This is a genomic window from Dyella sp. (genome assembly GCF_051954575.1).
Lineage (GTDB): Bacteria > Pseudomonadota > Gammaproteobacteria > Xanthomonadales > Rhodanobacteraceae > Dyella_B.
Genome location: NZ_JBQCHP010000033.1, coordinates 1 through 25,196 on the forward strand (window position 1 = coordinate 1; position 25,196 = coordinate 25,196).

A 25,196-nucleotide genomic window follows, 5' to 3' on the forward strand; every position below is an offset into this window, starting at 1 on the left:
AGCGTGGGCAGCCTGTCCGGCCAGACGTTGAGCACCATCACGCGCTCGGGCTTGCCGGTCCATTCGCCTTGGTACAGCACGAGATTGACGCCGATCGCCTTGGCATACGTGCAGCAGTCCTTGTTCCAGCCGGCCGGCAGCTCGGTCATGATCGCCCAGCCGGGTCCATCCTGGCCGCCGTACACCATCACCGTATGCGCATCCGTGTTTTTGCCGTACGCCTGGGCCGCGAGCATGCCCAGCAGCAAAACCATCATCCTACGCATCACGGACGCCACCTGTAGCCGACGCCGTGCACGGTTTCGATGGCGTCGAATTCCGGCGCCACCGCAATGAACTTCTTGCGGATGCGCTTGATGTGCGAGGTGATGGTGGCGTCGTCCACCACCAATTCCGCTTCGCGCATCAATTGATCGCGGTTTTTCACGTGACCGGGGAAGCGCACCAGCGTGTGCACCATCCAGAATTCGGTCACGGTGAGCGGCACTTCCACGTCGTTCCAGGTGACGCGCATGCGCTCGGATTCGAGCTTGAGCGGCCCGTGCCCGATCACCGTTTCACTGGAAGCCGGCGCCTTCAGCGATTCGATGCGACGGAATAGCGCCGCGATGCGCGCCGCCAACTGATGCAGGCTGGTGTCCTTGCTCAGGTAGTCGTCGGCACCCAGGCGCAGGCCGGAGATCACATCGAAGTCCGAATCGCGCGCGGTGAGAAAGATGATCGGCAGCGTGCTCGATTTTGCGCGCAGCTCCCGGCACAGGTCGAAGCCGCCTTCCGGCTCGTCGCCCAAGCCGATGTCGATGATCACCAGCTCCGGCAGGCGGACGGCGAACGCATTGGAGGCGTCCTGCCGCGAGCCGTAGCCGCGCGTGTCGTAGCCGAAACGATTGAGGGCTTCGACGTAGTTGGCGCGGATCAGGGGTTCGTCTTCGACGATGGCGATGCTGCGGCCCATGTGGATTCCTCGTGAGGTCGGCGCGAAGCGTGCTATGCGATCAGGACTTACGCAAGCCGGGCGCGGGGCTTGCCCGCGTTCTGCCACATTCCGTCGTCCCGTCGCCCTTGCCTTGCCGGCAGCACGGCCCTGACGGGGTGTCTGATAACACCAACGCCGAACCGCAACGAGGCCTCATTCCATGCGCGCAGACCCCTCCGTCGATCCCAACGCCGAACTTCGCAGCTTCGAGCCGCTGCGGGTGGTGCTGGCGCTGGGCTCCTTGCTGCTCGCGGCGCTCTTGAGCCTGCACTGACGTTTTCCCGTGGAAGCTGCCGTGGAAGGCGCAGACATGGCCGGTACCCAGGGACGGATACCGGCCATGTCGTTTTGAGTCTTACAGGTATTCCAGCGTGACCTTCACGGTGCCGTGGAAATGAATATGCCCATTGTTCGGTGGCAGCTCATTGCTGGGACTGCCTTGCCCGGAAGCCTTCAGGTCGACGGTAGCCTCTTCAATCGCATGCGGGCTTTTGCCGTTGGTGATGAATCCGATGACCATCTCTGGTCTGACACCATCGAGGTTGGAGTAGCCCAGCCATCTTCCGTCCTCACGACGCACGATGGCGGTTTGCTTGCCATCCGCCGAAGGTTCGCCGACCACGAACAACCTGTAGCCGCCGGGCGAGCCGCCATTATGCGGGGCCATTCCGAAGAAATGGGGCATGCCGCCAGGCGCGGAGTAATCACTGCTGAACCTGAGCGCAAATACGGTCGGCTCGGCACACTTCACATGCAACCGCACCGCCGGAGCATCCCCCAGGTAATTGGGGGAGATGGAGTGGAACCCGCTTACGTCGACATTGCCCCAATCGTAGCTGCCGGAATAATCCACCGTGCAAGTACCTGACTTGCCTTTGCCGCCATGCTCTGCCTGGGCGGCATAACTTCCGGCAGGAATGACGCCGGAACACAAACCTGTAGCGAAAAGAACGAACGCGACTGCGCGAATCTTATCCATGCCAGACCTCCAGGTTGTCGTGCGAGATAACGCGGTACGACTCAAACGCGCATTTATTTAGGCAGCGATTTCATGAAACCCGCGTGTAAGCGTCCTCCACATGCGTGAGATGGCCGCAGGCGTTGCATCCAATGCCGTTTGGAAATCATCGCCAAGCCGGGAACCAATCCCGAAGAGCCCGGTCCCACTCTACGGCAGGCGCATAGTCCGCCGTGGAACTGCAGGAAAGCTGATGGACGGCCGAGCCTCCCGTCCTTCAGCCCAATGCAGGATGACCTGCCGATGGTGTCTCCTCTAGCGTCTTATCGACGCCCCTCCAACCCGGTGCAGATTTCCCCCTGCGCCGGGTTTCTTATGTGCGCAGGTGCGGCCTCAGCCGACCGCGGCGCGCATTTTCCCGATTACCGCCTGGTAGTCGTGCGCACCGAAGATCGCCGAGCCGGCCACGAAGGTATCGGCGCCGGCGGCCGCGATCTGGCCGATGTTGTCCGCGGTGACGCCGCCGTCGATCTCCAGGCGGATGGCGCGGCCGCTCTCGTCGATCAGGCGACGCACGCGGCGCAGCTTTTCCAGCGCCTGCGGGATGAATTTCTGGCCGCCGAAACCGGGATTCACCGACATGATCAGCACCAGGTCCAGCTTGTCCAGCACGTGATCGAGCCAGTTGAGCGGCGTGGCCGGGTTGAACACCAGGCCCGCCTGGCAGCCGGCGTCCTTGATCAGGCCGATGGTGCGATCCACGTGCTCGCTGGCTTCCGGATGGAAGCTGATCAGGCTGGCGCCTGCCTTGGCGAAATCCGGCGCAATGCGGTCCACCGGCTTCACCATCAGATGCACGTCGATCGGCTTGCTGATGCCGTAGTCGCGCAGCGCTTTGAGCACCATCGGCCCCATGGTGAGGTTGGGCACGTAATGGTTGTCCATCACGTCGAAATGAACCCAGTCACCGCCTGCGGCCAGCACCTTGGCGGTGTCTTCGCCCAGTCGCGCGAAGTCGGCGGAAAGAATGGAGGGGGCGATGACGGGGGATTGTTTGCTCATGACTTGAAAGCACGCGCGAGAGAAGCGGCCATTCTACCGGGATAGGAATCGCCCTCGTTCCCGGCTATTTGAACCCGCGCTCGGCCTGGATCCGCTCGTACGCCGCGTTGATCTCGCTGGCGCGCGCCTCGGCCCGCTTGCGCATCTCTTCCGGCAGGTCGCCCAGGCGATCGGGGTGGTGTTCGGAAATCAGCTTGCGATACGCGCGCTTGATGGTGCGCTCGTCGGCATCGCGGGTGACGCCGAGTACGGCGTAAGGGTCTGGCCCCTGCGTGTTCCGCTGCGGCGGCACGTAACCGCTGCCGGGACCGTAGGCACGCCCACGCGCGCCGGCCGCGCCTTGCCACACATAGCCCTTCATCGCCATCAGCGCCATCAGCTCCATGTCGCTGATGCGCAAGGCGAAGGCGAGTTGGCGCAGGATCGCCATCTTTTCCGGCGACGGGCTGCCTTCGGCCAGCACCGTCTCGATCACCACGTCCAGCAACGGAAACGCATGATCGCGGCGCAGGCCCACCCATTGGCGCAATGCATTGATCGGGCCGGTCACGTCGAATTCCGGCTGCTTGCCCTTGTTGAAGGCCTGGATCGCCTGCTGGCGCACGTCGCCACTCAGGCCCATGCGCGCCATGACGCGCTCGGCGGTGGCGATTTCCGCTTCGGAAACACGGCCGTCGGATTTGGCGATCGCGCCGAGCAGGGCAAACAGCGGCGCGATGTAGCCGCCCGCTTCCGGAATGGCGCTGCGGCGCTGGCTGTAGCGCAGGTTGTCGAGCACGAAGCCGATGATGCCGCCCACGCCCATGCCGACGAAGCCGTGGCCAAGCAGCAGGCCCGCCATGGCGAACCAGAAGGTATAGGTGTAGCTCATGGACGCGCGGCGGCCTGTGGTTGAGGGGTTTGCGCGCTGTACCAGCGCGCCAGTTGATCCAGCTCCGCCTCGCTGAGCGGGCCGATCGCCGTACGCATCAGCGGTACGTTGCGCGTGCCGTCGCGGTAGTCGTGCAAGGCCTTGCGCAAGTAGTCCAGGCGCTGGCCCGCCAGGTTGGGCGCGCCGGGCATCTGCGCCATGCCGGTTTCACCGTGGCAGGCCGCGCATAAGCCAAGCCGCACCGGCTTGGGCGGCAGATCGGCAGCGAGCGCTGGCAGGGCACAGGTCAAACCGAGTGCCGCGATCAATACGAATCGCATCAGGAACACACAGGCATCAAAGCCACCGATTCTAGCAGCGGCCACCGGTACAATAGCGGGCTTGTCACACCCATCGGAGCGCACCGTGCCCACCACCCTGCTGCAATCGAACCTGCCCGGCCTGGAGCTGATCCATCGCGGCAAGGTGCGCGACGTGTACGCGTTGTCCGGCAATCGCCTGCTGATCGTCGCTACCGATCGCCTGTCCGCCTTCGACGTGGTGCTGCCCGATCCGATCCCCGGCAAGGGCGAAATGCTGACGCAGATTTCCAACTTCTGGTTCGGCAAGACCGCTCACATCGTGCCCAACCATCTGCTGCACACGCCGCTGGAAGAGGTGCTGCCGCCAGGCACGGACGTGGCGCTGTATCGCAAACGCGCGGTCGTCACCAAGCGGCTGAAACCGGTGCCGGTGGAAGCGATCGCGCGCGGCTACCTGATTGGTTCGGGCTGGAAGGACTACCAGGCGACCGGCTCGCTGTGCGGCATCAAGCTGCCGGCAGGATTGCGCCAGGCCGAGCAATTGCCGGAACCGATCTTCACCCCATCGACCAAGGCGGCGGTGGGCGATCACGATGAAAACGTGAGCTTCGACGCCGTGGTCGCCGCGGTCGGCAAGAAACTGGCCGAACAGGTTCGCGACGCGACGCTGGCCATCTACAAGTGGGCTGCGGCGTACGCGGCCGAACGCGGCATCATCATCGCCGACACCAAGTTCGAATTCGGCACCGATGAAGACGGCAAGCTGTACGTGATGGACGAAATGCTCACGCCCGATTCCTCGCGCTTCTGGCCGGCCGATCAGTACCAGGTGGGCATCAGCCCGCCCAGCTACGACAAGCAGTTCGTGCGCGATTACCTGGAAACGCTCGACTGGAACAAGAAGGCGCCGGGCCCGCACGTTCCTGCCGACGTCATCGCCGGCACCTCGGCCAAATACGCCGAAGCGCTACAGTGCCTGGCTGGCATCACGCTGGACTGAGCGCATGAATGCGTGGGCGTACCTGAGCTTGGCGATTCTTGCCGAGGTGATCGCCACCAGCGCGCTGAAAGCCTCCAGCGGCTTCAGCCAGCTGTGGCCCAGCATCGTGGTGATTGCAGGCTACGGCACCGCGTTCTACTGCCTGAGTCTGGCGCTGCGCAGCGTGCCGCTAGGCATCGCCTACGCGATATGGTCGGGCGCGGGCACTGCGTTGATCGCACTGATCGGCGTGGTGCTGTACAAGCAGCGGCTCGATGCTGCGGCGATCTGCGGTATCGGCTTGATCATCGCCGGCGTACTGGTGCTCAATCTCTTTTCCAAGAGTTCGGCGCACTGATGGCGCTCGCTTCCGATCAACGCAGCATGCGCGACTGGCTCGACAGCTACAGCCAGGATCACCGGCATCCCATCAATCGCTTGCTGCACTGGATCTGCGTGCCGCTGATCGTCTGGAGCGTGCTCGCGTTGCTGTGGACGGCGCCGGTGCCGTCGTCATTGTTGAAACCCGGCGCGTGGGCGGTGTTCGCGATCGTGCTGGCGTTTGCGTGGTATTGGAAACGCTCGCATCGCCTGGGCGCTGCCTTGCTGATTGCGCTGGCGTTCCTCGCACTCATCTGCGCATGGGTGTTCGAGCGATGGACGCCGGCGTCGATGCGCTGGCTGGCCGTTGGCGTTTTTTTCGTCGCGTGGGTCGGCCAGTTCATAGGTCATTTGTTTGAAGGACGGCGGCCGAGCTTCTTTACCGACCTGGCTTACCTGCTGGTCGGCCCTGCGTGGTTGATGGACAAGCTGTTGAACCGAATCGGCCTGAAGGAAAAACCATGACGGGTTTTCTGGCGCTGCTCAGCAGCCTGATCTGGTGGGTGCTTTACGGCAGCATCGGCGCGATCGTGCCGAGCGTGATCGCCTGGCTGGTGTTGCGCTGGAACGAAGGCGCGCCGGTGGTGTTCAACCGCACGTATCTGGCCTGCCTGATCTGGAGCTTGCTGACGCTGTTGCTGGGCGCGATGGCGGCAGCCCATGCAGGCGTGACGCGTCCGCCGTTTGGACCGCTGATTGCCAGCGGGGCGTTTCGCGCAGCCTTGGTGGTATCGATGCTGACCGGCGTGATCGCGCTGTGGCGATTGGTTCCGCGCATCGATGCTCGGCGTATTCGCATAAGCAGTGCGTGCGTGGCCGTTGCGGTGGTGATGGCGATCGCTTTCGGCGTCGCCACCACCTTGGTCAGCACATAGGCTGGGGTGCAAACCTCAACAGCGGCATCTACCTGTCATTGACGTTGGGGTTTGCACCCTACGCCCCTGCATGACCAACAGGTATTCTGGCAAAAATGCATGATGTTCATGGCTATGCACGCTCGCTCCCCAGTTGCATCAATGGGGTGACGATAATTTGCGCAGCATGGCTACAACGCCTTGCGCATCACGCACGCCACCTTCGCCGGCCATAGGCCAATGCAAGAGCGATCACCCTACTCCGCTCATGGTGATGATCCAAGCACTGCCACTACGACCCGCCCCCCCGTGCTGGTAACGCCGCCGGCAAGACATGCGGTGAGATTAGAGTCTAGGAACGTGTACGTACTGACGACGGTGTCCCCTGCGAACCTGCCACTGACCACGTGCCCGGTTTCGACACGCACGATCTCGCCAAGTGGCCGTTGAACGACCACCGTATCGGTCTGGGTCTGGCTTTGCGTGCGATCACCCCAAACGAAAGCATACGAGGGTTTGGTAACGGTATCGGTCAGCACTTCACACGACAGTGTTGCCGCGCCGCTCGTGGAAAACCGAGCAGTCGCCACATTTGCAACGGTGCCCAAGCAGGGCGCCAGCGTGGCATTCACCTGGTAGGTGTTGAACGTAGGAGTGAATGTAAGGCCAGGGCTGTATGTAACCTCCCCCGTGCCTGTGCACGTCAGCAACGTTGCTTGAGACGTTTGGGCGTAAACGGGTGGCGAAACACTGAGGTCAACAATAGCAAACGCACACAGCAGAAAAGCGAATACGATGGCTTTCATGACACATACCTCCTTGTGTTCCATGTGTGTGGACGCCACCACGTTGCAGGGAGCGGAAACGCAATCCCCAGCGGCGCCGCTGTGGAGTATCACCCATCGCGTGCATGCAGTGTCAAACCAGTCGGATGCAGGCCGATACCGTATTCGGCCATAGCCATGCTGCGCGCATGCCTTGATGAAGCAGCCTGCCCCTCTTTCTCTCGTGTATAGGGAAAGACGAACCCAAGCACTACTTCTGCGAACGTGATCGAACGGCGCGTGATGTACGCGCCGATGATTCATATGCTGCAATCGGCTGCCCGCAAAAGATGACAGCCAGCGCCCACCCTCTCCCCGAAGGGGAGAGGGTGGGCGGCGTCCTATTAGCCAATCACGCGCTTCACCGCGTCCACCACATGCGACACGGTGAAGCCAAAGTGCTCGAACAAGGCCGGCGCCGGCGCAGATGCACCGAAGGTGGTCATGCCGATTACCGCGCCATCCAGGCCCACGTACTTGCTCCAGAAATCGGCACTGGCCGCTTCCACCGCGACGCGCGCGCGGCACCAGCCGGGCAGCACGCCTTCGCGGTATTCCAGCGGCTGGGCGTCGAACGCTTCGGTACACGGTATCGACACCACGCGCACCGGCACGTTCTGCTGCGCCAGCGTGCGCGCCGCCTCCATCGCCAGCTCCACTTCGGAACCGGTCGCGATCAGGATCGCCTTGAACTTGGTATCGGCCGGATCGAGCAGCACGTAGCCGCCGCGCTTGATATCGTCCAATTGCTGCGCTGTGCGTTGCTGATGCTTGAGCGTCTGGCGCGAGAAGATCAGGCAGGACGGACCGTGCTTGCGCTCGATCGCTTCCTTCCATGCCACTGCCGATTCCACCGCATCGCAGGGACGCCACACGCGGTTGTTCGGGATCAGGCGTAGCGAGGCGAGATGTTCCACCGGCTGATGGGTGGGGCCGTCTTCGCCCAGCCCGATCGAATCGTGCGTGTAGACGTGGATCGAATGCGCCGGAATCAGCGCGCTCATGCGCACGGCGTTGCGTGCGTAGTCGGAGAACACCAGGAAGGTGCCATCGTACGGAATGAAGCCGCCATGCAGCGCCAGCCCGTTAGCGATCGCACTCATGCCGAATTCACGCACGCCGTAGTGCACGTAGTTGCCGTCGGGGCCGGTAACGCTCTTGCTGCCCTTCCACATGGTGAGGTTGGAACCGGCGAGGTCCGCCGAACCGCCGAGCATTTCCGGCAGCAGCGGACCGAACGCATCCAACGCCATCTGCGAGGCCTTGCGCGAGGCGACGTCCGGGCCATCGGTGTGGACTTTCTCCACGTATGCCTGCGACTGCTTCGCCCAATCGGCGGGCAGTTCACCGGCCATGCGGCGGCGGAATTCGGCAGCCAGTTCCGGATGTGCGGCTTCGTATTTGGCGAAGAGCTCGTTCCACTGCTGCTCGCGTTCGGCGCCGATCTTCTTCTTGTCCCACGCGGCGTAAATTTCCTGCGGGATTTCGAACGGACCGTAGCGCCAGTCAAGTTCGTCGCGCGCAGCGGCCACTTCGTCCTTGCCCAGCGGCGCGCCGTGCGACTCTTCCTTGCCCTGTTTGTGCGGGGCGCCGAAGCCGATGATGGTCTTGCAGCAGATCAGCGTGGGTTTATCGCTCTGCGCGGTGGCGGCGGCAATCGCCTGCTTGATCGCCTCGGCGTTGTGGCCGTCCACGTGGCGGATCACGTTCCAGCCGTAGGCTTCGAAACGCTTGGGCGTGTCGTCGGTGAACCAGCCTTCCACTTCGCCGTCGATGGAGATGTTGTTGTCGTCGTAGATCGCAACGAGCTTGCCGAGCTTCCAGGTGCCGGCGAGCGACGCCGCTTCGTGCGACACGCCTTCCATCATGCAGCCGTCGCCCATGAAGACGAAGGTGTGATGGTCGACGACGGTATGGCCGGGGCGATTGAAATGCTCGGCGAGCAGCTTCTCCGACAGTGCCAGGCCCACCGAATTGGCAAAGCCCTGGCCGAGCGGACCGGTGGTGGTTTCCACGCCGGGCGTTTCGCTCGCTTCCGGGTGACCGGCGGTCTTCGAATGCAGCTGGCGGAAACGCTTGAGCTCGGCCATCGGCAGATCGAAGCCGGTCAGATGCAGCAGCGCGTACTGCAGCATCGAGCCGTGGCCGTTGGAGAGCACGAAGCGATCGCGGTTAGGCCACTTCGGGTTGGTCGGATTGAACTTCAGGAAATCGTTCCACAGCACTTCGGCGATATCGGCCATGCCCATCGGCATGCCGGGGTGACCGGACTTGGCTGCCTCCACGGCATCCATGGCAAGGGCGCGGACGGCGTTGGCGAGTTCGCGGCGAGACGTCATCAGGGGATCTCCGTGGCAGGCGCAAAAGAAATATTGTCGCCGATCGTTTGCGTTCTGTCGTCCGATACCGACATCGCCCTGATTTCTCGGGATAAACGCGTCCTTAATTCCGCCCCCGGGCCGCGCGGATTTTCGCAAGCCTTCCCTTCTAATAGCGCCGCTGCATCCCCGCAGTGGTTCCACGGATCGCCTCCCCGCCGATCCGGATCAGGACACAGAAAGACAACAGGAGCATTTCATGCGCAAGACCTTCCTCGCCGCGGCGATCGCCGCCGCCGCCCTTGTCACCCTCCCCGCCTTGGCCCAGGACACGTCGGGCTATCTCCCCAACCAGCCGATCGGTTCCGGCAACTGGTTCATCGATGGCAGCATCGGTCGCACCGGCAGCGCCGACGGCGGCTTCGGTTCCAACTTCGGCAACGACTTCAACATCACCAAGAGCCAGCGCGGCCGCAAGACCGGCTACGGCCTGTTCGGCGGCTACCGCTGGAAGCTGGGTCAGAACCTGGCGTTGGGCCTGGAGGCGGGATACGCGGACCTCGGCAACTTCAAGCTGCAGAACACCTTCAACGGCGACAAGGTCGACCAGACCTCCACCACCCAGGCGCTGCATGGCTGGCTGCTGGGCGCCAACGGCCGCATCAACCTGACCACCGGCTGGTACCTGTCCGCGCGTGGCGGCTATTTCCACGCCAACGATTACAACCACGTGTATGGCGCGGCCGCCGACCAGGAGCTCGGCGTGGTCACCACGGCCAAGGCCGGGCGCGGCAGCTGGTACGCCGGCGTGGGCACCGGCTGGGACATCAACGAGCACTGGGGCGTGGGCGTGAGCTACGACTACTACCACGCCAACGCGGGCAAGCTGCGGCTGGGCGATGGCAGCGAAACGGCTACCCTCAAGCGTTCCAGCAGCATCGTTTCGCTTACCGGCGAATATCGATTTTGACGGTCAGGGATGGGCGGAACCTGTATCCGTCCATCCCTCTCGACACGTAATCTTAATCAACTCTTAATACTGTACTGCACGGTATTGAATCTAACGGACGCGTCCTTATCTGATGGGCTACGCATCGCTCAAGCATGCGTACGGGCGCTCGGCTTCCCCCTCTGTGCCGAGCTTCCCGACCCCTAATAACAAGGAGTAGCTCCATGAAGAAGACGCTGTTTGCTGTTGCCCTGGCTGCCGTGGGTTTTGCGGCCATTCCCGCCGCCTTCGCGCAGAGCGCGCCCACCCAGACGGCCCAGCAGGGTTGGTATGTCGGCGCTGAAGCCGGCTATGGCCAGATCAACAAAGGCCCATACGATTCCCATGGCGATGCCATCGGCGGCATCAAGGGCGGTTACCGCTTCGCCATTAATCCGGAAACCTCGATCGGCGTGGAAGCCGGCTATCAGTACCTGGGCCGGATCGACGCGCGTGATGAGGCTGGGTCGTCGTTCCGCTCCAAGCTGTACGGCCCGACGCTCGGCGCGAACCTGCGCTACAACTTCACCCCCAACTGGTACGGCGAAGTGCGCGCCGGTGGTTTCTACGCACAGGGCCAGGGTCTGACCAATACCGCCAGCCCGAGCTATGAGCGCTTCGAACGCACCCGCTACTACGCCGGCGTCGGCGTGGGCTACAACATCGACCAGCACTGGAGCGTGGGCGTGAACTACAACTACTACGACGGTACCAGCCGTGGCGGCGACCGCGGCGTGCAGTTGCAGACCAACGCGTACACGGTGGCGGCGGAATACCGCTTTTAAGCACGTGAACCACTCCCTCCCCCCTTCGGGGAGAGGGCTGGGGTGAGGGGCCAAGGCTGGCCTCACACCTCAACAAGATGAAGTTGCCGAAGTAGCAACTTTGCAAGATTGCCCCCTTACCTGATCCTCCAAAAGCAAAAGAGCGCCTCGCGGCGCTCTTTTTTTGCGAAGGGAAGGAAGAAATCAGCCCTTCCACTGCCCCAGCGCGGCCAGGCCATTGTCCTTGGCGCGCGCATGCACCACTTTCTGCGCTTCGCTGTAGTTGGCCTTCATGTCCTTCGACCACAGCTTCAGCGCCGCCTGCTGCATCGCGCGGCCATAGGAGAACGACAGCGGCCACGGATGCGGACCCATGCGGTTCATCGCATTGAGATGCGCGGTGGATTGCTCGTCGGTCTGGCCACCGGACAGGAACACGATGCCCGGCAGCGTGGCCGGCACGGTGGTCTTGAGCACGCGCACGGTGGCTTCGGCCACTTCCTCGACGCTGGCCTGCTCGTCCGCGTCCTTGCCCGGAATCACCATGCTGACCTTCAGGATGGTGCCTTCCAGCAGCACGTTCTGCTCGTACAGCGCGTTGAACAGGCTGCGCAGCACGGCTTCATGCACTTCGTAGCTCACTTCAATGGAGTGGTCGCCGTCCATGATTACTTCCGGCTCCACCATCGGCACCAGGCCGGCTTCCTGGCACAGCGCGGCGTAGCGGGCGAGCGCGTGGCAGTTGGCTTCGATGGCGGTGGAACTGGGGTTGTCCTCGCTGATGTTGATCACCGCGCGCCACTTGGCGAACTGCGCGCCCAGCTTCACGTATTCGGCCAGGCGCTCGCGCAGGCCGTCGAGGCCTTCGGTGACCACATCACCCGGGAAGCCGGCCAGCGGCACGGTGCCCTTGTCCACCTTGATGCCCGGAATGATGCCGTTCTTCTTCATGAGCTGGGTGAACGGCACGCCGTCCTTGGTGGACTGGCGGATGGTTTCGTCGTACAGGATCGCGCCGGAGATATGTTCGGAGAGATTGGGCGCGGTGAGCAGCAGTTCGCGATAGGCGCGGCGGTTTTCTTCGGTGTTCTCGATGCCGACCGCCTCGAAGCGCTTCTTGATGGTGTTGGTCGACTCATCAATAGCGATGATGCCCTTGCCGGGCGCGACCATGGCCAGGGCAACGCTCTCGAGATCTTCAATGCTCATTGGACGACTCCGTAAAACTTTGGCGGCGCGGGGCCGCAAGGTGGGAGGCCACCCGTGCGGGCGGGCAGGCGGAAAAGGCGCAATTATAGCGCCAACCCGTCGTTGGGGCGTTCGCGGCCCACCCAGGCGAGGGTCAGCCCTCACCGTAACCCGGCAGTTTGCAGGGTGCCGTCACCAGCGCGCGCTTGGCCGGATCGTCCGGTGCGTTGAAGGGAATGACATAGTACGTGGCGACCGGCGTGTGGTTTTTGTTGGTGAGCGATGGGCCGTAGCGGAAATTGGACACCGCGCTGACCGCTGCCTTGCCCAGGTCGCTGCTGGGCACCATCTTGGCCACCTGCACGTTCATCGGCACGCCGTCAGTGCCGATTACATAGGTGACCGCGATGCAGCTGGGCTTGTAGATGTTCACGCCGCTGTTGGGCACATCCACCGCGACGTCGCGGTTCAACAGCGACCAATCATGGGAAAGCTCCTCCGGCGCCACCTTGCGCGCCTGCTGCGCCAGCGCCGGCAGGGCGGCGGCCAGCGCCATGGCCAGAGCCAAGGATTGGCCGAAACGAATCGTCGTGCGCATGGCGAAACCTCCGATGTAGAGCTGGGGACGTAGCGTCAGTCTAGCCAAACAGAAAAAGCGCCGGCACTGCCTGCGTCACCCTCTCCTCAGCGAGGAGAGGGTTTGGGGAAACCGAACCCACTGATATCGATTACAGATCGCGCAGGCTTTCCACCATGCCGTCCGCGCCGACCGACAGCAGCTTGAGCGTATTGGTGCCGCCGCCCTTGCCGATGTGGTCGCCGTGCGTGAGCACCACGCGATCGCCCTCGGACAGCTTACCGGCGGCGAACAACTGGCGCACGGCCTCGCGCGCAGACACGGCTGGGTTCAAGGTGTCGTGGGTGAATTTCACCGGTTGCACATCGCGCAGCACCAGCATGCGGCGACGCGCATCCTCGAACGGCGACAGCGCGTAGATCGGCACCGCGCTGCGATAGCGCGACAGCCACTGCGCCGTAGCTCCCGATTCGGTCAGCGCCACGATCGCGCGCACGCCGATCTCGCTGGCCAGCAGCATCGCCGCCAGCGCAATGGCCTGGTCGGTGCGATCCAGATGGTGCCCGTCCTTGGTTAGCGTTTCCTTCGGCTCAAACTGACGCTCCGCACCTAGGCAGATGCGGCGCAGCGCCGCCACCGCCTTATCCGGATGCGCGCCGGCGGCGGATTCTTCGGACAGCATCACCGCATCGGTGCCATCGATCACCGCGTTGGCCACGTCGAGCACTTCGGCGCGCGTCGGAATCGGCGAGCGCACCATCGATTGCAGCATCTGTGTCGCGGTGATGACCGCGCGGTTGCGCTGCACCGATTCGCGAATGATCTTCTTCTGCAGGCCGGGCAGTTCGGCGTCGCCGATTTCGACACCCAGGTCACCGCGCGCCACCATCACCACGTCGGACGCATCGATGATTTCGCCGAGCACGGGAATCGCATCGGCGCGCTCGATCTTCGCCACCAGCGAGGCATTGCCGCCGGCTTCCTTGAGCAGGCGGCGCGCGAGATCCATGTCGGCGCCCGAACGCACGAACGACACGGCAAGGAAATCCGCGCCGATCTCGGCGGCGAGCTTGATGTCCGCCTTGTCCTTGTCCGACAGCGCGTCGACGGACAGGCCGCCGCCCTGGCGGTTCAGGCCCTTGCGATCGGAGAGCTTTCCACCGATCAGCACCTGGGTGCGCACTTCGGCGCCGACCACTTCGAGCACGGTGAGCGCCACCAGGCCGTCGTCGAGCAGCAGGATGTCGCCGGCTTTCACGTCCCTGGGCAGGCCCAGGTAGCTCACGCCCACGCGGGTGGTGTCGCCGGGCGGCGCATCGGAGCGGCAATCGAGCACGAACGGATCGCCGTCCTGCAATTGGATCGGGCCGTTGGCGAAACGCTCCACGCGAATCTTCGGCCCCTGCAGGTCGGCCAGGATGCCCACTTCCTTGCCGAGCTTCTCCGCCGCCTGGCGCACCGCCACCGCGCGGGCGCGATGATCGTCGGGTTGTCCGTGCGAGAGGTTCAGGCGCACGACGTTGACACCTTCGGCGATGATCTTTTCGAGCATGCCGGGCGCGTCGGTAGCGGGGCCGAGGGTGGCGACGATCTTGGTACGACGGGAGTGGGTTTCGGTGGCCATTGCGGGAGCTGTTCAAAATTGTCGGACGAGACTAACAGAACCCCCGGCCGACCCTGCAATATCTTTTTGCGTGCAATCGTATGCAAGATTGCGTGTGGCGCCGCCGCAAATGCCTCTTGCGATTGGACGGCTAGACGTAAATCGGGCTTTATGCGGCAGGCGACCTTGGCTTGCGCGTGTAAGCAATCAGCAACATTGCAGCTTCGATACCGCCGCGCATGGTGCGTAGGTTGGGGTGCAAACCCTGATATATCCCACGTTTTTTCTTTACGTGCACACCTGCCCAGATGCCGTCGTTCCCGCGAAAGCGGGAATCCATTTGCTCTGGTGCATAGGCGAAGATGGATTCCCGCTTTCGCTGGAATGACGGCCGGCAAGATCCGGATTGCTGATTAGTCTTTGATCTTGTTGGGGCCGCTGCCTAAAAAACATGGGGATACCTCAGGTGCAAACCCCTACATAGTCATGTTGATCGACATAGCAACGTTGGGGCTTGCACCCCAATCTACATGCCTGTCGGGGATACCGGTCAGCCGTTCTGCAACGCCAGGTTCAACACCTCGGCCAGCCGCCTGCCCGCTTCGCGCAGGCGGCTGTCGGCCACCGGCAGCTCGGTATCGATGTAGTCCTGGTTGATCTTGTGATTGGACGGATAGATGTCGCGCGTGATTTGGCAGGATTCCTCAGCCCACTGCACCGCCGGCTGGTCGAGCGGCGCGATCGGTGCCGGCAGCGGCGCGATGCCTTCTGCATTGAGCCGCTTCACATAGGCTTTCCAGTCCAGGCCACGCGTGCCGAGCAGGCCCGAATCCCACACGCGGTGCAGGTTCATGCCCTGGCCCTGGAACTGCACCTGGTAGGCATTGCCGCCAGCATCGTCGCGGTAGCCCGCGTGCAGCGGCTGGTGGATATCGCCGACAAAATGCACCACGAATTTCAGCGCCTGCAACCTCGCCGCGTCGGGCTGGCTGCGGTCGCCCAGGATGGCGAGGTAGCGCGGAATGGCTTCGACCACGCACTGGCCGTTCTTGCAGTCACGCGGCGGCACATAGACACATGAGGGATCGCGAAAGTCGATGTAGTGCAGCGGGCGCGTGTCCTTCCACAGCACCTGCTGCTTCGGGTCGTTGCGGATCTCATCGGCCCAGCTGGCGATGTCGGCCAGCGACTTGGTGTGATCCGGCGCCAGCAGCCGTTCCACTTCCGCTTCGGCCGCAGGGCTCAGGTGCCGCTGCGCCAGCTCGGCCACCACGCTGTGCCCAAGCGGTCCCCATGCCTGCGCGGCAGGTGCGAGGGCGAGCGTGGCGAACATGGCGGCAGCTAGGCGGCGGATGGAACGCATGCGGAAATCCCCTGGTAAACAAGCCTGCGATGATGCCATACACGTTATGACAATCCGGCGTGACGACGCGCGCGGATGAGGGCGGCGGCCGGTTCGGGCTAGAATGCGGGTTTCGCGGCTCTCAAAGCCGCTTCGCTGCCCCATCATCCTTTGGAGGACGCTGTCTCATGGCCATCAAGGTCGCCATCAACGGTTACGGTCGCATCGGCCGCAATACCCTGCGCGCGCTGTACGAAGCCAAGCGCACGAACGAAATCCAGATCGTCGCGGTGAACGACCTCGGCAACGCCGAGACCAACGCGCACCTCACCCAGTACGACACGGCGCACGGCCGCTTCCCGGGCGAAGTGTCGGTCGATGGCGGCGAGCTGGTCGTCAATGGCGACCGCATCAAGGTGTTCGCCGAGCGCGATCCGGCCAAGCTGCCGTGGGCTGAGCTGGGCATCGACGTGGTGCTGGAATGCACGGGCCTGTTCACTTCCAAGGCCAAGGCCGGCGCGCACCTGGCCGCCGGCGCCAAGAAGGTGATCATCTCCGCGCCGGGCGACAAGGACGTGGACGGCACCTTCGTGTACGGCGTCAACCACGACAAGATCACCGGCTCGCACCAGGTGATCTCCAACGCCTCCTGCACCACCAACTGCTTGGCGCCGCTGGCCAAGGTGCTGCACGAGAAGATCGGCATCGTGCACGGCCTGATGACCACCATCCACGCCTATACCAACGACCAGGTGCTGACCGACGTCTATCACTCGGACCTGCGCCGCGCCCGTTCGGCCACGCATTCGCAGATCCCCACCAAGACCGGCGCCGCCGCGGCGGTCGGCCTGGTGCTGCCGGAACTTGCCGGCAAGCTGGACGGCTTCGCGATCCGCGTGCCGACCATCAACGTGTCAGTGGTAGACCTCTCCTTCGTCGCCGCGCGCAACACCACCAAGGAAGAAATCGACACGGCCATCAACGAAGCCGCCAACGGTGCGCTGAAAGGCATCCTGGCGGTAAACACCAAGCCACTGGTGTCGATCGACTTCAACCACAACGCGCACTCATCCATCTACGACTCCACCCAGACGCGCGTGATGGGCGGCACCCTGGTGAAGGTGCTGAGCTGGTACGACAACGAGTGGGGCTTCTCCAACCGCATGCTGGACATGACGCTCGCCCTGATGGCGGCGAAGTAAGCTCAAGCATGGCCTCAAGAAAAAGCCGGGTTTGCCCGGCTTTTTTGTTCTCAGCGTCGTCTTGCCGCATCAGCGCAAAGCCCGCCGGTAGTATCATGGCGGCATGCAAGAACCCTCCAAACTCGACGCCGAGCGCATCGCCTTGCTGGTCGATCGCTTCTACGACAAGGTGCGCGTCGACTCCCAGCTCGGCCCCGTCTTCAACGCCGCCGTCGACGATTGGGACGACCACAAGCGCACGCTGACCTCGTTCTGGTGCTCCGTTGCCCTGCGCGCCAACAGCTATCGCGGCAACCCGATGGCGGTGCATCGCGCGCAGCCGGCCATTCGCGCCGAACACTTCGAGCGCTGGCTGGCGCTGTGGCAAGCCACCACGCGCGAAGTGCTGGACGAAGCCGACGCCAGCGTGATGCTGGAACATGCCGACCGCATCGGCCGCAGCCTGCGGCTGGGGATGGGGCTGCCGGAGCGGCTGGGCACGCGACCGCTGGACATCCTGCAGATACGCAGCGCCTGAGCGCAAAAAATTACGCGATGCCCGGGCTTCGGACGGGTGATAGTGTTGCGCCCGGACAAGGAACACATGGAGGGTTTTACCCATGGCGCAGCCAAAGGCATGCCTGCTTGGTGCAGCAATCGCGTTACTGCTGACATACGGCAGTATGGCTGCTGCGGATTCCACGACGACACCAGATATATCCTCGGCCGTGAACATGAACCCCGCGCTCGATACAGCGTGGGCACGGGTACTTGACCATGACGTTCCGCTCGCCGAGCGCCAGCGCATGCTGGCCGATCTGGAAGCGAAAGCGGCACAAAGCAACGACGCCCATGCGCTGTACATGCTCGGTTCGCTCTATCACATGGGCCAGCACGCCACCGATTCCCCCGTGCAACAGGATCTGGCCAAGGCCAGCCTGTATCTGGGCAATGCCGCCATCCGCGGCAGCATGCTGGCGATGGCGAAGATGGCGGAACTGAAACTGACCCAAGGCCAATACCGCGAGGCGATGAACTGGGCGCAAATCTACGCCCATTACGCCCTGCAATCCAAAACGGACAAGCAAGACCGGCAAAGCTACGCCGGCGAGCTGATCCAACGGATCATGGAACACATCGGCGATGCACAAATGCCCGCGATCATGAAGGACGTGGACAGCTTCGTCGCCGCGTACGACGCAAGCATCCGCGTGGGCATGCAAGAAGAATCAAGCCTCGACCAGTTGCATCCGAGTACCTCGCGTCATCGCTACAAGCCCGCTCTGGACGAGCGTCTTCCCGAAGCCGGCATCGCCGATTTCATCGTGGCGTTTCGGCCCGATGGTTCGGTGTCGGACGTACGCGTGGTCGACGCGATGCCGCGTCCCGAGCTCGCGGCGATGATGCACGAGTACGCGGCGAGCCTTAGGGTGAAGCCCGGCACCGGCCAGGCCCTTCGCTACGGCTGGATGCCGGTCATGATGGACGACCGCCGCTACCGCACGACCACCCGGCATTGATGGCGCGACGTGCACCGCACCTGGCGCGGCGCACGTCGAAGCCGGTCAGTTAAGCGCCTGCAACGCCGCGCCGTAATTCGGCTCGTTGGCGATCTCGCCGACCAGCTCGGTGTGCAGCACCTTATCCTGCTCGTCCAGCACTACGACTGCACGCGCGGCGAGACCGGCCAGCGGGCCGGACGCGATCGCGACGCCGTAGTTCTTCAGGAAATCATGGCCGCGAAGCGTCGACAACGTGACCACGTTGCTCAAACTCTCGGCGCCACAGAAGCGCGCTTGCGCAAAAGGCAGATCGGCCGAGATGCACAGCACCACAGTGTTGCTGAGCTGGCTGGCCTTTTCGTTGAACTTGCGCACAGACATGGCGCAGGTGGGCGTGTCGACGCTGGGAAAGATATTCAACACCTTGCGCTTGCCGTTGAAGCTGGCGAGCGACACGTCGGCAAGATCCTTGGCGACCAGGTTGAAGGCTGGCGCCTTGCTGCCGGTGGCCGGTAGCTGGCCATCGACTTGGACTGGATTACCCTTGAGAGTGACTTGGGACATGCGTATCTCCTGGCGTCTGTGAGAGGAATCGCCCGAAGATAACGCCGATGTCGTCGTGCGTCACCTGCTCATATCGATACGCATGACGCCGACCATCGTAGGCTGGGGTGCAAACCCCAACATTGTCATGCGCACGTGTCTCACGAAGTTGGGGTTTGCACCCCAACCTACAACGACGCAATACGCTGCTCGATGGCGCCGAAGATCGAGGCCCCCTGCTTGTCGGTAACCTCGATGCGCAGCGTATCGCCGAATGCCAGGAACGGCGTGCTCGGTTTGCCGTCACGCAAGGTTTCTACCGTGCGCTGCTCGGCCAGGCAGGATGCACCCTTGCTGGTGTCCTCGTTGGCGATGGTGCCCGAACCCACGATGGTGCCGGCAGTAAGCGGCCGGGTCTTGGCTGCGTGCGCCACCAGTTGCGCGAAGTTGAATTGCATATCTACGCCGCACTCGGCCTCGCCGAACCACTTGCCGTTGAGCCAGGTGCGCATGGGCAGGTGCAACTTTTCACCCTGCCACGCATCGCCCAGTTCATCCGGCGTGACGAACACGGGCGATAGCGCCGAGCGCGGCTTCGATTGCAGGAAGCCGAAACCCTTGGCCAGTTCCCCGGGAATCAGATTGCGCAGGCTCACGTCATTGACCAGCCCGACGAGCTGGATATAGCCCGCCGCCTGTTCGGCCGTCACCGCCATCGGCACGTCGTCGGTGATGACCACGACTTCCGCTTCCAGGTCGATGCCGTATTCCTCGCTCGGCACCACGACCGCGTCGCGGGGCCCGAGAAAACCCGCGCTGGTCGCCTGGTACATCAAAGGATCGACGTAGAAGGATTCGGGCACTTCCGCACCACGCGCACGACGCACGCGTTCGACGTGCGGCAGATACGCACTGCCGTCGACGAATTCATAGGCGCGCGGCAACGGCGCGGCCAATGCGGCCATGTCCAGCGCAAAGGCACCCGTCGCCTGGCCTGCGTTGAGCGCATCGGATAAAGCGTTCAAGCGCGGCGCGGTATTCGACCAATCGTCCAGCGCGGCCTGCATGGTCGCTGCGATACCGGTGGCCGTGACCGCGTGCTGCAAATCGCGGCTTACCACGATCAGCGTGCCATCACGGCCGCCCTCCTTGAGACTGCCCAATTTCATGCTTCACTCCGTCGGCTGCATTGCGAGCAACCTTCATGTCATCAATGTGCGCGTTTCACGCTTGTTTCGGGTCGAAATGCTTGGCGATGCCCTGCCAGCATTGGTAGTAATCATGCTGCAACTGCGGCGCGTCGAGCGCCTGCCGCGTCGGATGGATCACCTTGCGCGTTTCGAACATGAAAGCCATGGTGCCGGTGAGGTGATCCGGTTTGCTGACGTCAGCCGCGCTTGCCTTCTCGAAGCTCGCCGCGTCCGGACCATGCCCGCTCATGCAGTTGTGCAGGCTGGCGCCGCCGGGCGCGAAGCCGCCGGCCTTGGCGTCGTACACGCCTTCGATCAGGCCCATGAATTCGCTGGCGACGTTGCGATGGAAATACGGCGGGCGGAATGTGTGTTCGGCCACCAGCCAGCGCGGCGGGAAAATAACGAAGTCCACATTCGCGGTGCCGGGCGTGTCGCTGGGCGAGGTCAGTACGGTGAAGATGGACGGATCGGGATGATCCACGCTGATCGAGCCGATCGTGTTGAAACGCGTGAGATCGTATTTGTAGGGTGTGTAGTTGCCGTGCCAGGCCACCACGTCCAGCGGCGAGTGGTCAATGCTCGCCTTCCACAATGCGCCCTGGAATTTTGCGATCAGCTCGAAATCGCCTTCCGCGTCTTCATAGGCGGCATGCGGCGCGAGGAAGTCGCGCGGCAGCGCCATCGAGTTGGCGCCGATGGGGCCCAGATCCGGCAAGCGCAACAGCGCACCGAAGTTTTCGGCGACATAGCCGCGCGCTTCGCCATCCACCAGTTCCACCCGAAAGCGAACGCCGCGCGGGATCACCGCGATCTCCAGCGGCTTGACCTCCAGCACGCCCAGTTCGGTCGCGATGTGCAGGCGGCCAAGCTGCGGCACGATCAGCAGCTCGCCGTCGGCATCGTAGAAGAATCGACCCTGCATCGAGCGATTCGCAACGTAGATATGGATACCGCAACCGGCCTGCTCGGCCGGACCGCCGTTGCCGGCGAGCGTCACCAGGCCATCGACGAAATCCGTCGGCTGCGTCGGCATCGGCCATGGGTCCCAGCGCAGTTGATTGGGCGTCGCCGGCGCTTCGTCGAAACGGTTGTGAAACGCAGCATGCGCGCGCGGTTCGAACGGCTTGTGCATCGCCGCCGGGCGAATGCGATACAGCCAGCTGCGGCGGTTGCCGTGGCGCGGCGCGGTGAAGGCGGTGCCGGAAAGCTGTTCGGCATACAGGCCATGCCCCACCCGCTGCGGCGAATTCTGGCCGACCGGCAACACGCCCGCGATCGCCTCGCTGGCCAATTCGTTGCCGAAGCCGGATTGGTAGCCGTTCGATTGCATCATGAACGTCACTCTTGCTGGTTTATTTACTCCCTCTCCCTACGGGCAGAGGACTGGGGTGCGGGGCCAATCTTGCATAGAAGGAAAAGCGGAGCGAGGTTTCGTTGAAGCTCAAGGCAAGTCTTGCCCCCTCACCCCAACCCTCTCCCCGCTGGGGAGAAGGGGTAGCTCACAGCACGCCGCGCCGCATCTGATCACGCTCGATCGATTCGAACAGCGCCTGGAAGTTGCCTTCGCCGAAGCCCTCGTTGCCCTTGCGCTGGATGATCTCGAAGAAGATCGGGCCGATGTTGTTCTGCGTGAAGATCTGCAGCAGCTTGCGCTGCTTGGTTTCCGGATCGGCGTCGATCAGGATCTTGTTCTTCGCCAGCCGCGCCACGTCTTCGCCGTGGTTGGGAATGCGCTGGTCGATCACGTCGAAATACGTATCGGGCGTGTCCAGAAATGCCACGCCCTTGGCGCGCATCGCTTCCACCGTTTCGTAGATGTCGTCGGTGAAGCACGCGATGTGCTGGATGCCTTCGCCATGGTACGCGTCGAGGTATTCGTTGATCTGGCTCTTCGGGTCGTTCGATTCGTTGAGCGGAATGCGCACGATGCCATCGGGTGCGGTCATCGCCTTGGACACCAGGCCAGTCTTGGCGCCCTTGATGTCGAAGTAGCGGATCTCGCGGAAGTTGAACAGGCGCTCGTAGTAATCGGACCACTTCTGCATGTTGCCGAAGTACAGGTTGTGCGTAAGGTGGTCGATGAAGGTGAGGCCGAACCCGCGTGGATGCTGATCCACGCCCGGGATCGGCGCGTAGTCGGCATCGTAGATGCTGTCGTGGTCGCCATAGCGATCCACCAGATAGAGCATGCAATCGCCGATGCCCTTCACCACCGGCGCGTTCGCCGCCTTGGTGTCGGCCTTGTCGGCCGGCGCTTCGCCGCCGTTGGCCAGCACTTTCTTCAGCACCTCGCTGGCGGGCTGCTTGAAGCGGATGGCGAAGCCGCATGCGCAGGGGCCGTGCTTGGCGGCGAAGTCGGCGGCGAAGGAATCCGGATCTTCGTTGACCAGGAAGTTGACGTCGCCCTGGCGGTATACCGTGATCGGCCGGCGCTTGTGCTTGAGCACCGCCGTAAAACCCATGTTCTGGAATAACCTATGCAGTTCGCCGCTTCGGCCCGCCGGCGCGGCAAACTCAACGAATTCGAATCCGTTGATGCCCATGGGGTTCTCGAAGGTGGTGACGTGCATGCCGAGGTTGGGCTGGGCGTTCATGGCGCTCTCCTGACATAGTTCGTACGCGATGGAGGCGCAGCCAGCGTGCCACCATCGGAATCAGCCCAATGTTATAGTTACAACTGCAACTAATTGCAAGGAACACCGCCACAATGTCCCATCCGCGCAAGCCCGCCCCCGCCGGAGCCGAACACGCCCCCCTGGAACTGGAGCGCTTCCTGCCTTATCGGCTGTCGATTCTGTCGAACACGGTGAGCCAGGCGATCGCGAACGACTACCAGCGCCGCTACGACCTCAGCATGACCGAGTGGCGCGTGATGGCGGTGCTGGCCCGCTTCCACGGGCTGTCGGCGCGTGAAGTGGCCGAGCGCACGGCGATGGACAAGGTGGCCGTCAGCCGCGCGCTTGCCCGCCTGGTGGAGGCCGGCCGCGTGCATCGCGAAACCCATGGCGGCGACAAGCGCCGCTCGGTGCTGAGCCTGACCGAAGCGGGCTGGATCATGCACGACGACATCGCGCCGATGGCGCGTGCGCACGAACGCGAGGTGCTGGCCAAGCTGGATACGGAAGAACAGCAATGGCTGACGCGCATCCTGGACAAGCTGCTAGGCGGCCAGGGTGCGTAGGTTGGGGTGTAAACCCCAACGTATCTATTGATCTAGCGATGTTGGGGTTGGCACCCCAACCTACTTCACCCCATGCATCAATCGGTTTACCAAGGGCGAGATCAGCAGCAGCAGCACGCCTGAGCCGGCCAGCACGTAGAAGCAGAAGGTGAAGCCGCTGAGCGCCGACGCCGCGGTCATGCCGGTGGCGCCGCTGATATGCGAGGCCAGCATGCCGGACAGGTTTCCACCCAACGCGGTGGAGAGAAACCACCCGCCCAGGCCCAGCCCCACCAAACGCGGCGGCGCCAGCTTGGTCACCATCGACAGGCCGATCGGCGACAGGCACAGCTCGCCCACTGACTGAAACAGGTAGCACATGGCCAACGGCCAGAACGGAATCAGCCCGCGACTGTCGAGCAGGTGCGACAACGCATAGATCAGGCTGATGAAGCCGACGCCCTCGAAGATCAGGCCGAGGCCGAACTTGCGCGGAATGGACGGCTCCTTATGGCGCTTGGCCAACCAGCCCCAGGCCAGCGCGGTGACCGGCGCCAGCGCGACCACCCACAGCGGCGTCATGGCCTGGAACCAGCCAACCGGGAACATCCAGCCACCGAACATCTGTCGATCCACCAGGTTTTCCGCCAGGAAATTGAAGGTGGTGCCGAAGAGGTAATAGAACACCCAGAACAGCACGTTGAAGGCGAAGATGATCAGCATGGCGATCACGCGATGGAGCTGCACACGATCATGACGCAGAGCTTCGGCGATCAGCACCACCACCATGCCGACGAACAGCACGCCCATCACCCATTGCAGGCCTACGGCGCCCAGTTTGGCGAGCAGCAGATACGTCACCGGCACGGCGATCGCCACGCCAACCACCACTTGCAGCACACGCATACGGCTTTCGCTACCTGGTGCCGGGCGCCCCACGCCGCGCAGGCTACGCCGCCCGAACCAGAACCACAGCAGGCTCAAAAGCATGCCCACGCCCGCCGCCGCAAATACGATGCGGAAGTTCTGCTGCAGCGGGGTCTTGGTGAAATAGCTGGCCATCCAGCCGGTGATCAATGGCGCCAGAAACGCGCCGCAGTTGATGCCCATGTAGAACAGCGTAAAGCCGCGGTCGCGACGTTCGTCACCGGGCGGGTATAGCTGTCCGACCATCGAGGAGATGTTCGGCTTGAACAGGGCATCGCCCACGATCACCATCGCCAGGCCGAACAGCAAGGCCTCTCGGCTGGGGATCATCAACACGAACAGGCCCGCTGACATGACCACCGCGCCAAGCAGGATCGAACGCTGATAGCCGATGATCTTGTCGGCGACGTAGCCACCGAACACACCGAAGGCAAATGCCAGCGCCACGTAGGCACCGAAGATGCTGCTGGCCCAGCCCTGCCCGGTCGGATCGCCGTTGTAGAACTGCGCCACCGCATACAGCGCCAACACCCAGCTGAGACTGTAGTAGGCGAAGCGTTCCCAGAACTCTGTCATGAACAGCATCCACAGCGGGCGCGGATGACCGAACAGCTGCGGAAAGTCGGGCGTGGTCTGAACGCCGGCTTCGGAAGGCTGGTTCACGCAGGTTTCCCCTTGAATTGGATTTTCGAAGATGTAACGG

General features: G+C 63.2%; 26 protein-coding genes and 1 pseudogene. 10 read left to right on the forward strand and 17 right to left on the reverse strand.

The window, feature by feature from the left end; all coding sequences use genetic code 11:
• The 6 genes and pseudogenes from ACTHNE_RS04630 to ACTHNE_RS04655 all read right to left on the reverse strand — a co-directional run.
• Positions 1–266, reverse strand: a pseudogene (locus tag ACTHNE_RS04630) (hypothetical protein); the annotation flags it as partial.
• Positions 266–955: a proteobacterial dedicated sortase system response regulator gene (pdsR, locus tag ACTHNE_RS04635; protein WP_324940284.1), complete on the reverse strand. Its 690-nt coding sequence runs from the start codon at positions 953–955 to the stop codon at positions 266–268. The pseudogene ACTHNE_RS04630 and the gene pdsR, both read right to left, overlap by 1 nt.
• A gap of 376 nt (positions 956–1,331) precedes the next feature.
• Positions 1,332–1,955: a hypothetical protein gene (locus ACTHNE_RS04640; protein WP_324940281.1), complete on the reverse strand. Its 624-nt coding sequence runs from the start codon at positions 1,953–1,955 to the stop codon at positions 1,332–1,334.
• 372 nt (positions 1,956–2,327) lie between these two features.
• Positions 2,328–2,996, reverse strand: coding sequence for a ribulose-phosphate 3-epimerase (gene rpe / locus ACTHNE_RS04645; protein WP_324940277.1), 669 nt, complete (start codon positions 2,994–2,996; stop codon positions 2,328–2,330).
• A gap of 64 nt (positions 2,997–3,060) precedes the next feature.
• Positions 3,061–3,867 carry a co-chaperone DjlA gene (djlA, locus tag ACTHNE_RS04650; RefSeq protein ID WP_324940274.1) on the reverse strand — a complete coding sequence of 269 codons (807 nt, stop codon included), beginning with the start codon at positions 3,865–3,867 and terminating at the stop codon, positions 3,061–3,063.
• On the reverse strand, positions 3,864–4,187 hold the full coding sequence (locus tag ACTHNE_RS04655; RefSeq protein ID WP_324940272.1) for a c-type cytochrome: 324 nt from the start codon (positions 4,185–4,187) through the stop codon (positions 3,864–3,866). Before ACTHNE_RS04655 ends, djlA begins: the two co-directional genes overlap by 4 nt.
• Before the next feature lie 85 nt (positions 4,188–4,272).
• Here ACTHNE_RS04655 and ACTHNE_RS04660 point away from each other — a divergent pair, with 85 nt between their 5' ends.
• Genes ACTHNE_RS04660 through ACTHNE_RS04675 form a run of 4 tightly spaced genes read left to right on the forward strand, consistent with a single transcriptional unit; the run spans position 4,273 to position 6,404 of the window.
• On the forward strand, positions 4,273–5,169 hold the full coding sequence (locus ACTHNE_RS04660) for a phosphoribosylaminoimidazolesuccinocarboxamide synthase (RefSeq protein WP_440268675.1): 897 nt from the start codon (positions 4,273–4,275) through the stop codon (positions 5,167–5,169).
• Positions 5,170–5,173: 4 nt separating this feature from the next.
• On the forward strand, positions 5,174–5,506 hold the full coding sequence (locus ACTHNE_RS04665; protein ID WP_440268660.1) for a DMT family transporter: 333 nt from the start codon (positions 5,174–5,176) through the stop codon (positions 5,504–5,506).
• A gap of 26 nt (positions 5,507–5,532) precedes the next feature.
• The gene (locus tag ACTHNE_RS04670; protein ID WP_440268661.1) at positions 5,533–5,994 is read left to right on the forward strand and encodes an Mpo1 family 2-hydroxy fatty acid dioxygenase; all 462 of its coding nucleotides are present in this window, start codon (positions 5,533–5,535) and stop codon (positions 5,992–5,994) included.
• Positions 5,991–6,404, forward strand: coding sequence for a hypothetical protein (locus ACTHNE_RS04675; protein WP_324940262.1), 414 nt, complete (start codon positions 5,991–5,993; stop codon positions 6,402–6,404). The genes ACTHNE_RS04670 and ACTHNE_RS04675 overlap by 4 nt, the downstream gene beginning before the upstream one ends.
• Positions 6,405–6,649: 245 nt before the next feature.
• Here ACTHNE_RS04675 and ACTHNE_RS04680 read toward each other — a convergent pair whose 3' ends face one another.
• Entirely contained in the window at positions 6,650–7,189 is a 540-nt protein-coding gene (locus ACTHNE_RS04680) for a hypothetical protein (protein ID WP_440268662.1), read from the reverse strand.
• A 362-nt stretch (positions 7,190–7,551) separates the two neighbouring features.
• Entirely contained in the window at positions 7,552–9,546 is a 1,995-nt protein-coding gene (tkt, locus tag ACTHNE_RS04685; RefSeq protein ID WP_440268663.1) for a transketolase, read from the reverse strand.
• 238 nt (positions 9,547–9,784) lie between these two features.
• Between tkt and ACTHNE_RS04690 the strand changes: the two genes are divergently transcribed.
• Positions 9,785–10,495 carry an outer membrane protein gene (locus ACTHNE_RS04690; RefSeq protein ID WP_440268664.1) on the forward strand — a complete coding sequence of 237 codons (711 nt, stop codon included), beginning with the start codon at positions 9,785–9,787 and terminating at the stop codon, positions 10,493–10,495.
• A gap of 203 nt (positions 10,496–10,698) precedes the next feature.
• Positions 10,699–11,298 (forward strand): outer membrane beta-barrel protein, encoded by a 600-nt coding sequence (locus tag ACTHNE_RS04695; protein WP_440268665.1) that lies wholly within the window; start codon positions 10,699–10,701, stop codon positions 11,296–11,298.
• 183 nt (positions 11,299–11,481) lie between these two features.
• Here ACTHNE_RS04695 and ACTHNE_RS04700 read toward each other — a convergent pair whose 3' ends face one another.
• From ACTHNE_RS04700 to ACTHNE_RS04715, 4 genes are all read right to left on the reverse strand, one after another.
• Positions 11,482–12,486 (reverse strand): class I fructose-bisphosphate aldolase, encoded by a 1,005-nt coding sequence (locus ACTHNE_RS04700; protein ID WP_324936818.1) that lies wholly within the window; start codon positions 12,484–12,486, stop codon positions 11,482–11,484.
• Positions 12,487–12,619: 133 nt separating this feature from the next.
• A complete protein-coding gene (locus ACTHNE_RS04705; protein ID WP_324936820.1) occupies positions 12,620–13,063 on the reverse strand; it encodes an energy transducer TonB in 444 nt (147 codons plus the stop codon).
• 130 nt (positions 13,064–13,193) lie between these two features.
• Positions 13,194–14,666: a pyruvate kinase gene (gene pyk / locus ACTHNE_RS04710; RefSeq protein WP_324936822.1), complete on the reverse strand. Its 1,473-nt coding sequence runs from the start codon at positions 14,664–14,666 to the stop codon at positions 13,194–13,196.
• A 529-nt stretch (positions 14,667–15,195) separates the two neighbouring features.
• On the reverse strand, positions 15,196–16,008 hold the full coding sequence (locus ACTHNE_RS04715) for a S1/P1 nuclease (protein ID WP_324936824.1): 813 nt from the start codon (positions 16,006–16,008) through the stop codon (positions 15,196–15,198).
• 167 nt (positions 16,009–16,175) lie between these two features.
• Here ACTHNE_RS04715 and gap point away from each other — a divergent pair, with 167 nt between their 5' ends.
• From gap to ACTHNE_RS04730, 3 genes are all read left to right on the forward strand, one after another.
• Positions 16,176–17,189, forward strand: a complete 1,014-nt coding sequence (gene gap, locus ACTHNE_RS04720) for a type I glyceraldehyde-3-phosphate dehydrogenase (RefSeq protein WP_324936826.1) — start codon at positions 16,176–16,178, stop codon at positions 17,187–17,189.
• A gap of 103 nt (positions 17,190–17,292) precedes the next feature.
• Entirely contained in the window at positions 17,293–17,706 is a 414-nt protein-coding gene (locus tag ACTHNE_RS04725) for a group III truncated hemoglobin (RefSeq protein ID WP_324936828.1), read from the forward strand.
• 190 nt (positions 17,707–17,896) lie between these two features.
• Positions 17,897–18,688: a hypothetical protein gene (locus tag ACTHNE_RS04730; RefSeq protein ID WP_440268666.1), complete on the forward strand. Its 792-nt coding sequence runs from the start codon at positions 17,897–17,899 to the stop codon at positions 18,686–18,688.
• A 45-nt stretch (positions 18,689–18,733) separates the two neighbouring features.
• Here the strand turns inward: ACTHNE_RS04730 and tpx are convergent, their stop codons facing one another.
• From tpx to hppD, 4 genes are all read right to left on the reverse strand, one after another.
• Positions 18,734–19,234 (reverse strand): thiol peroxidase, encoded by a 501-nt coding sequence (tpx, locus tag ACTHNE_RS04735; protein ID WP_324936832.1) that lies wholly within the window; start codon positions 19,232–19,234, stop codon positions 18,734–18,736.
• Between the two features lie 167 nt (positions 19,235–19,401).
• On the reverse strand, positions 19,402–20,382 hold the full coding sequence (locus ACTHNE_RS04740; RefSeq protein ID WP_324936834.1) for a fumarylacetoacetate hydrolase family protein: 981 nt from the start codon (positions 20,380–20,382) through the stop codon (positions 19,402–19,404).
• Positions 20,383–20,437: 55 nt separating this feature from the next.
• A complete protein-coding gene (gene hmgA / locus ACTHNE_RS04745) occupies positions 20,438–21,739 on the reverse strand; it encodes a homogentisate 1,2-dioxygenase (RefSeq protein WP_414649682.1) in 1,302 nt (433 codons plus the stop codon).
• Positions 21,740–21,905: 166 nt separating this feature from the next.
• Positions 21,906–23,000 carry a 4-hydroxyphenylpyruvate dioxygenase gene (gene hppD / locus ACTHNE_RS04750; RefSeq protein ID WP_440268667.1) on the reverse strand — a complete coding sequence of 365 codons (1,095 nt, stop codon included), beginning with the start codon at positions 22,998–23,000 and terminating at the stop codon, positions 21,906–21,908.
• Between the two features lie 113 nt (positions 23,001–23,113).
• Here hppD and ACTHNE_RS04755 point away from each other — a divergent pair, with 113 nt between their 5' ends.
• Positions 23,114–23,587, forward strand: a complete 474-nt coding sequence (locus tag ACTHNE_RS04755) for a MarR family winged helix-turn-helix transcriptional regulator (RefSeq protein ID WP_324936838.1) — start codon at positions 23,114–23,116, stop codon at positions 23,585–23,587.
• Between the two features lie 60 nt (positions 23,588–23,647).
• Here ACTHNE_RS04755 and ACTHNE_RS04760 read toward each other — a convergent pair whose 3' ends face one another.
• Positions 23,648–25,156 (reverse strand): peptide MFS transporter, encoded by a 1,509-nt coding sequence (locus tag ACTHNE_RS04760; RefSeq protein WP_324936840.1) that lies wholly within the window; start codon positions 25,154–25,156, stop codon positions 23,648–23,650.
• Between the last annotated feature and the right edge of the window lie 40 nt (positions 25,157–25,196).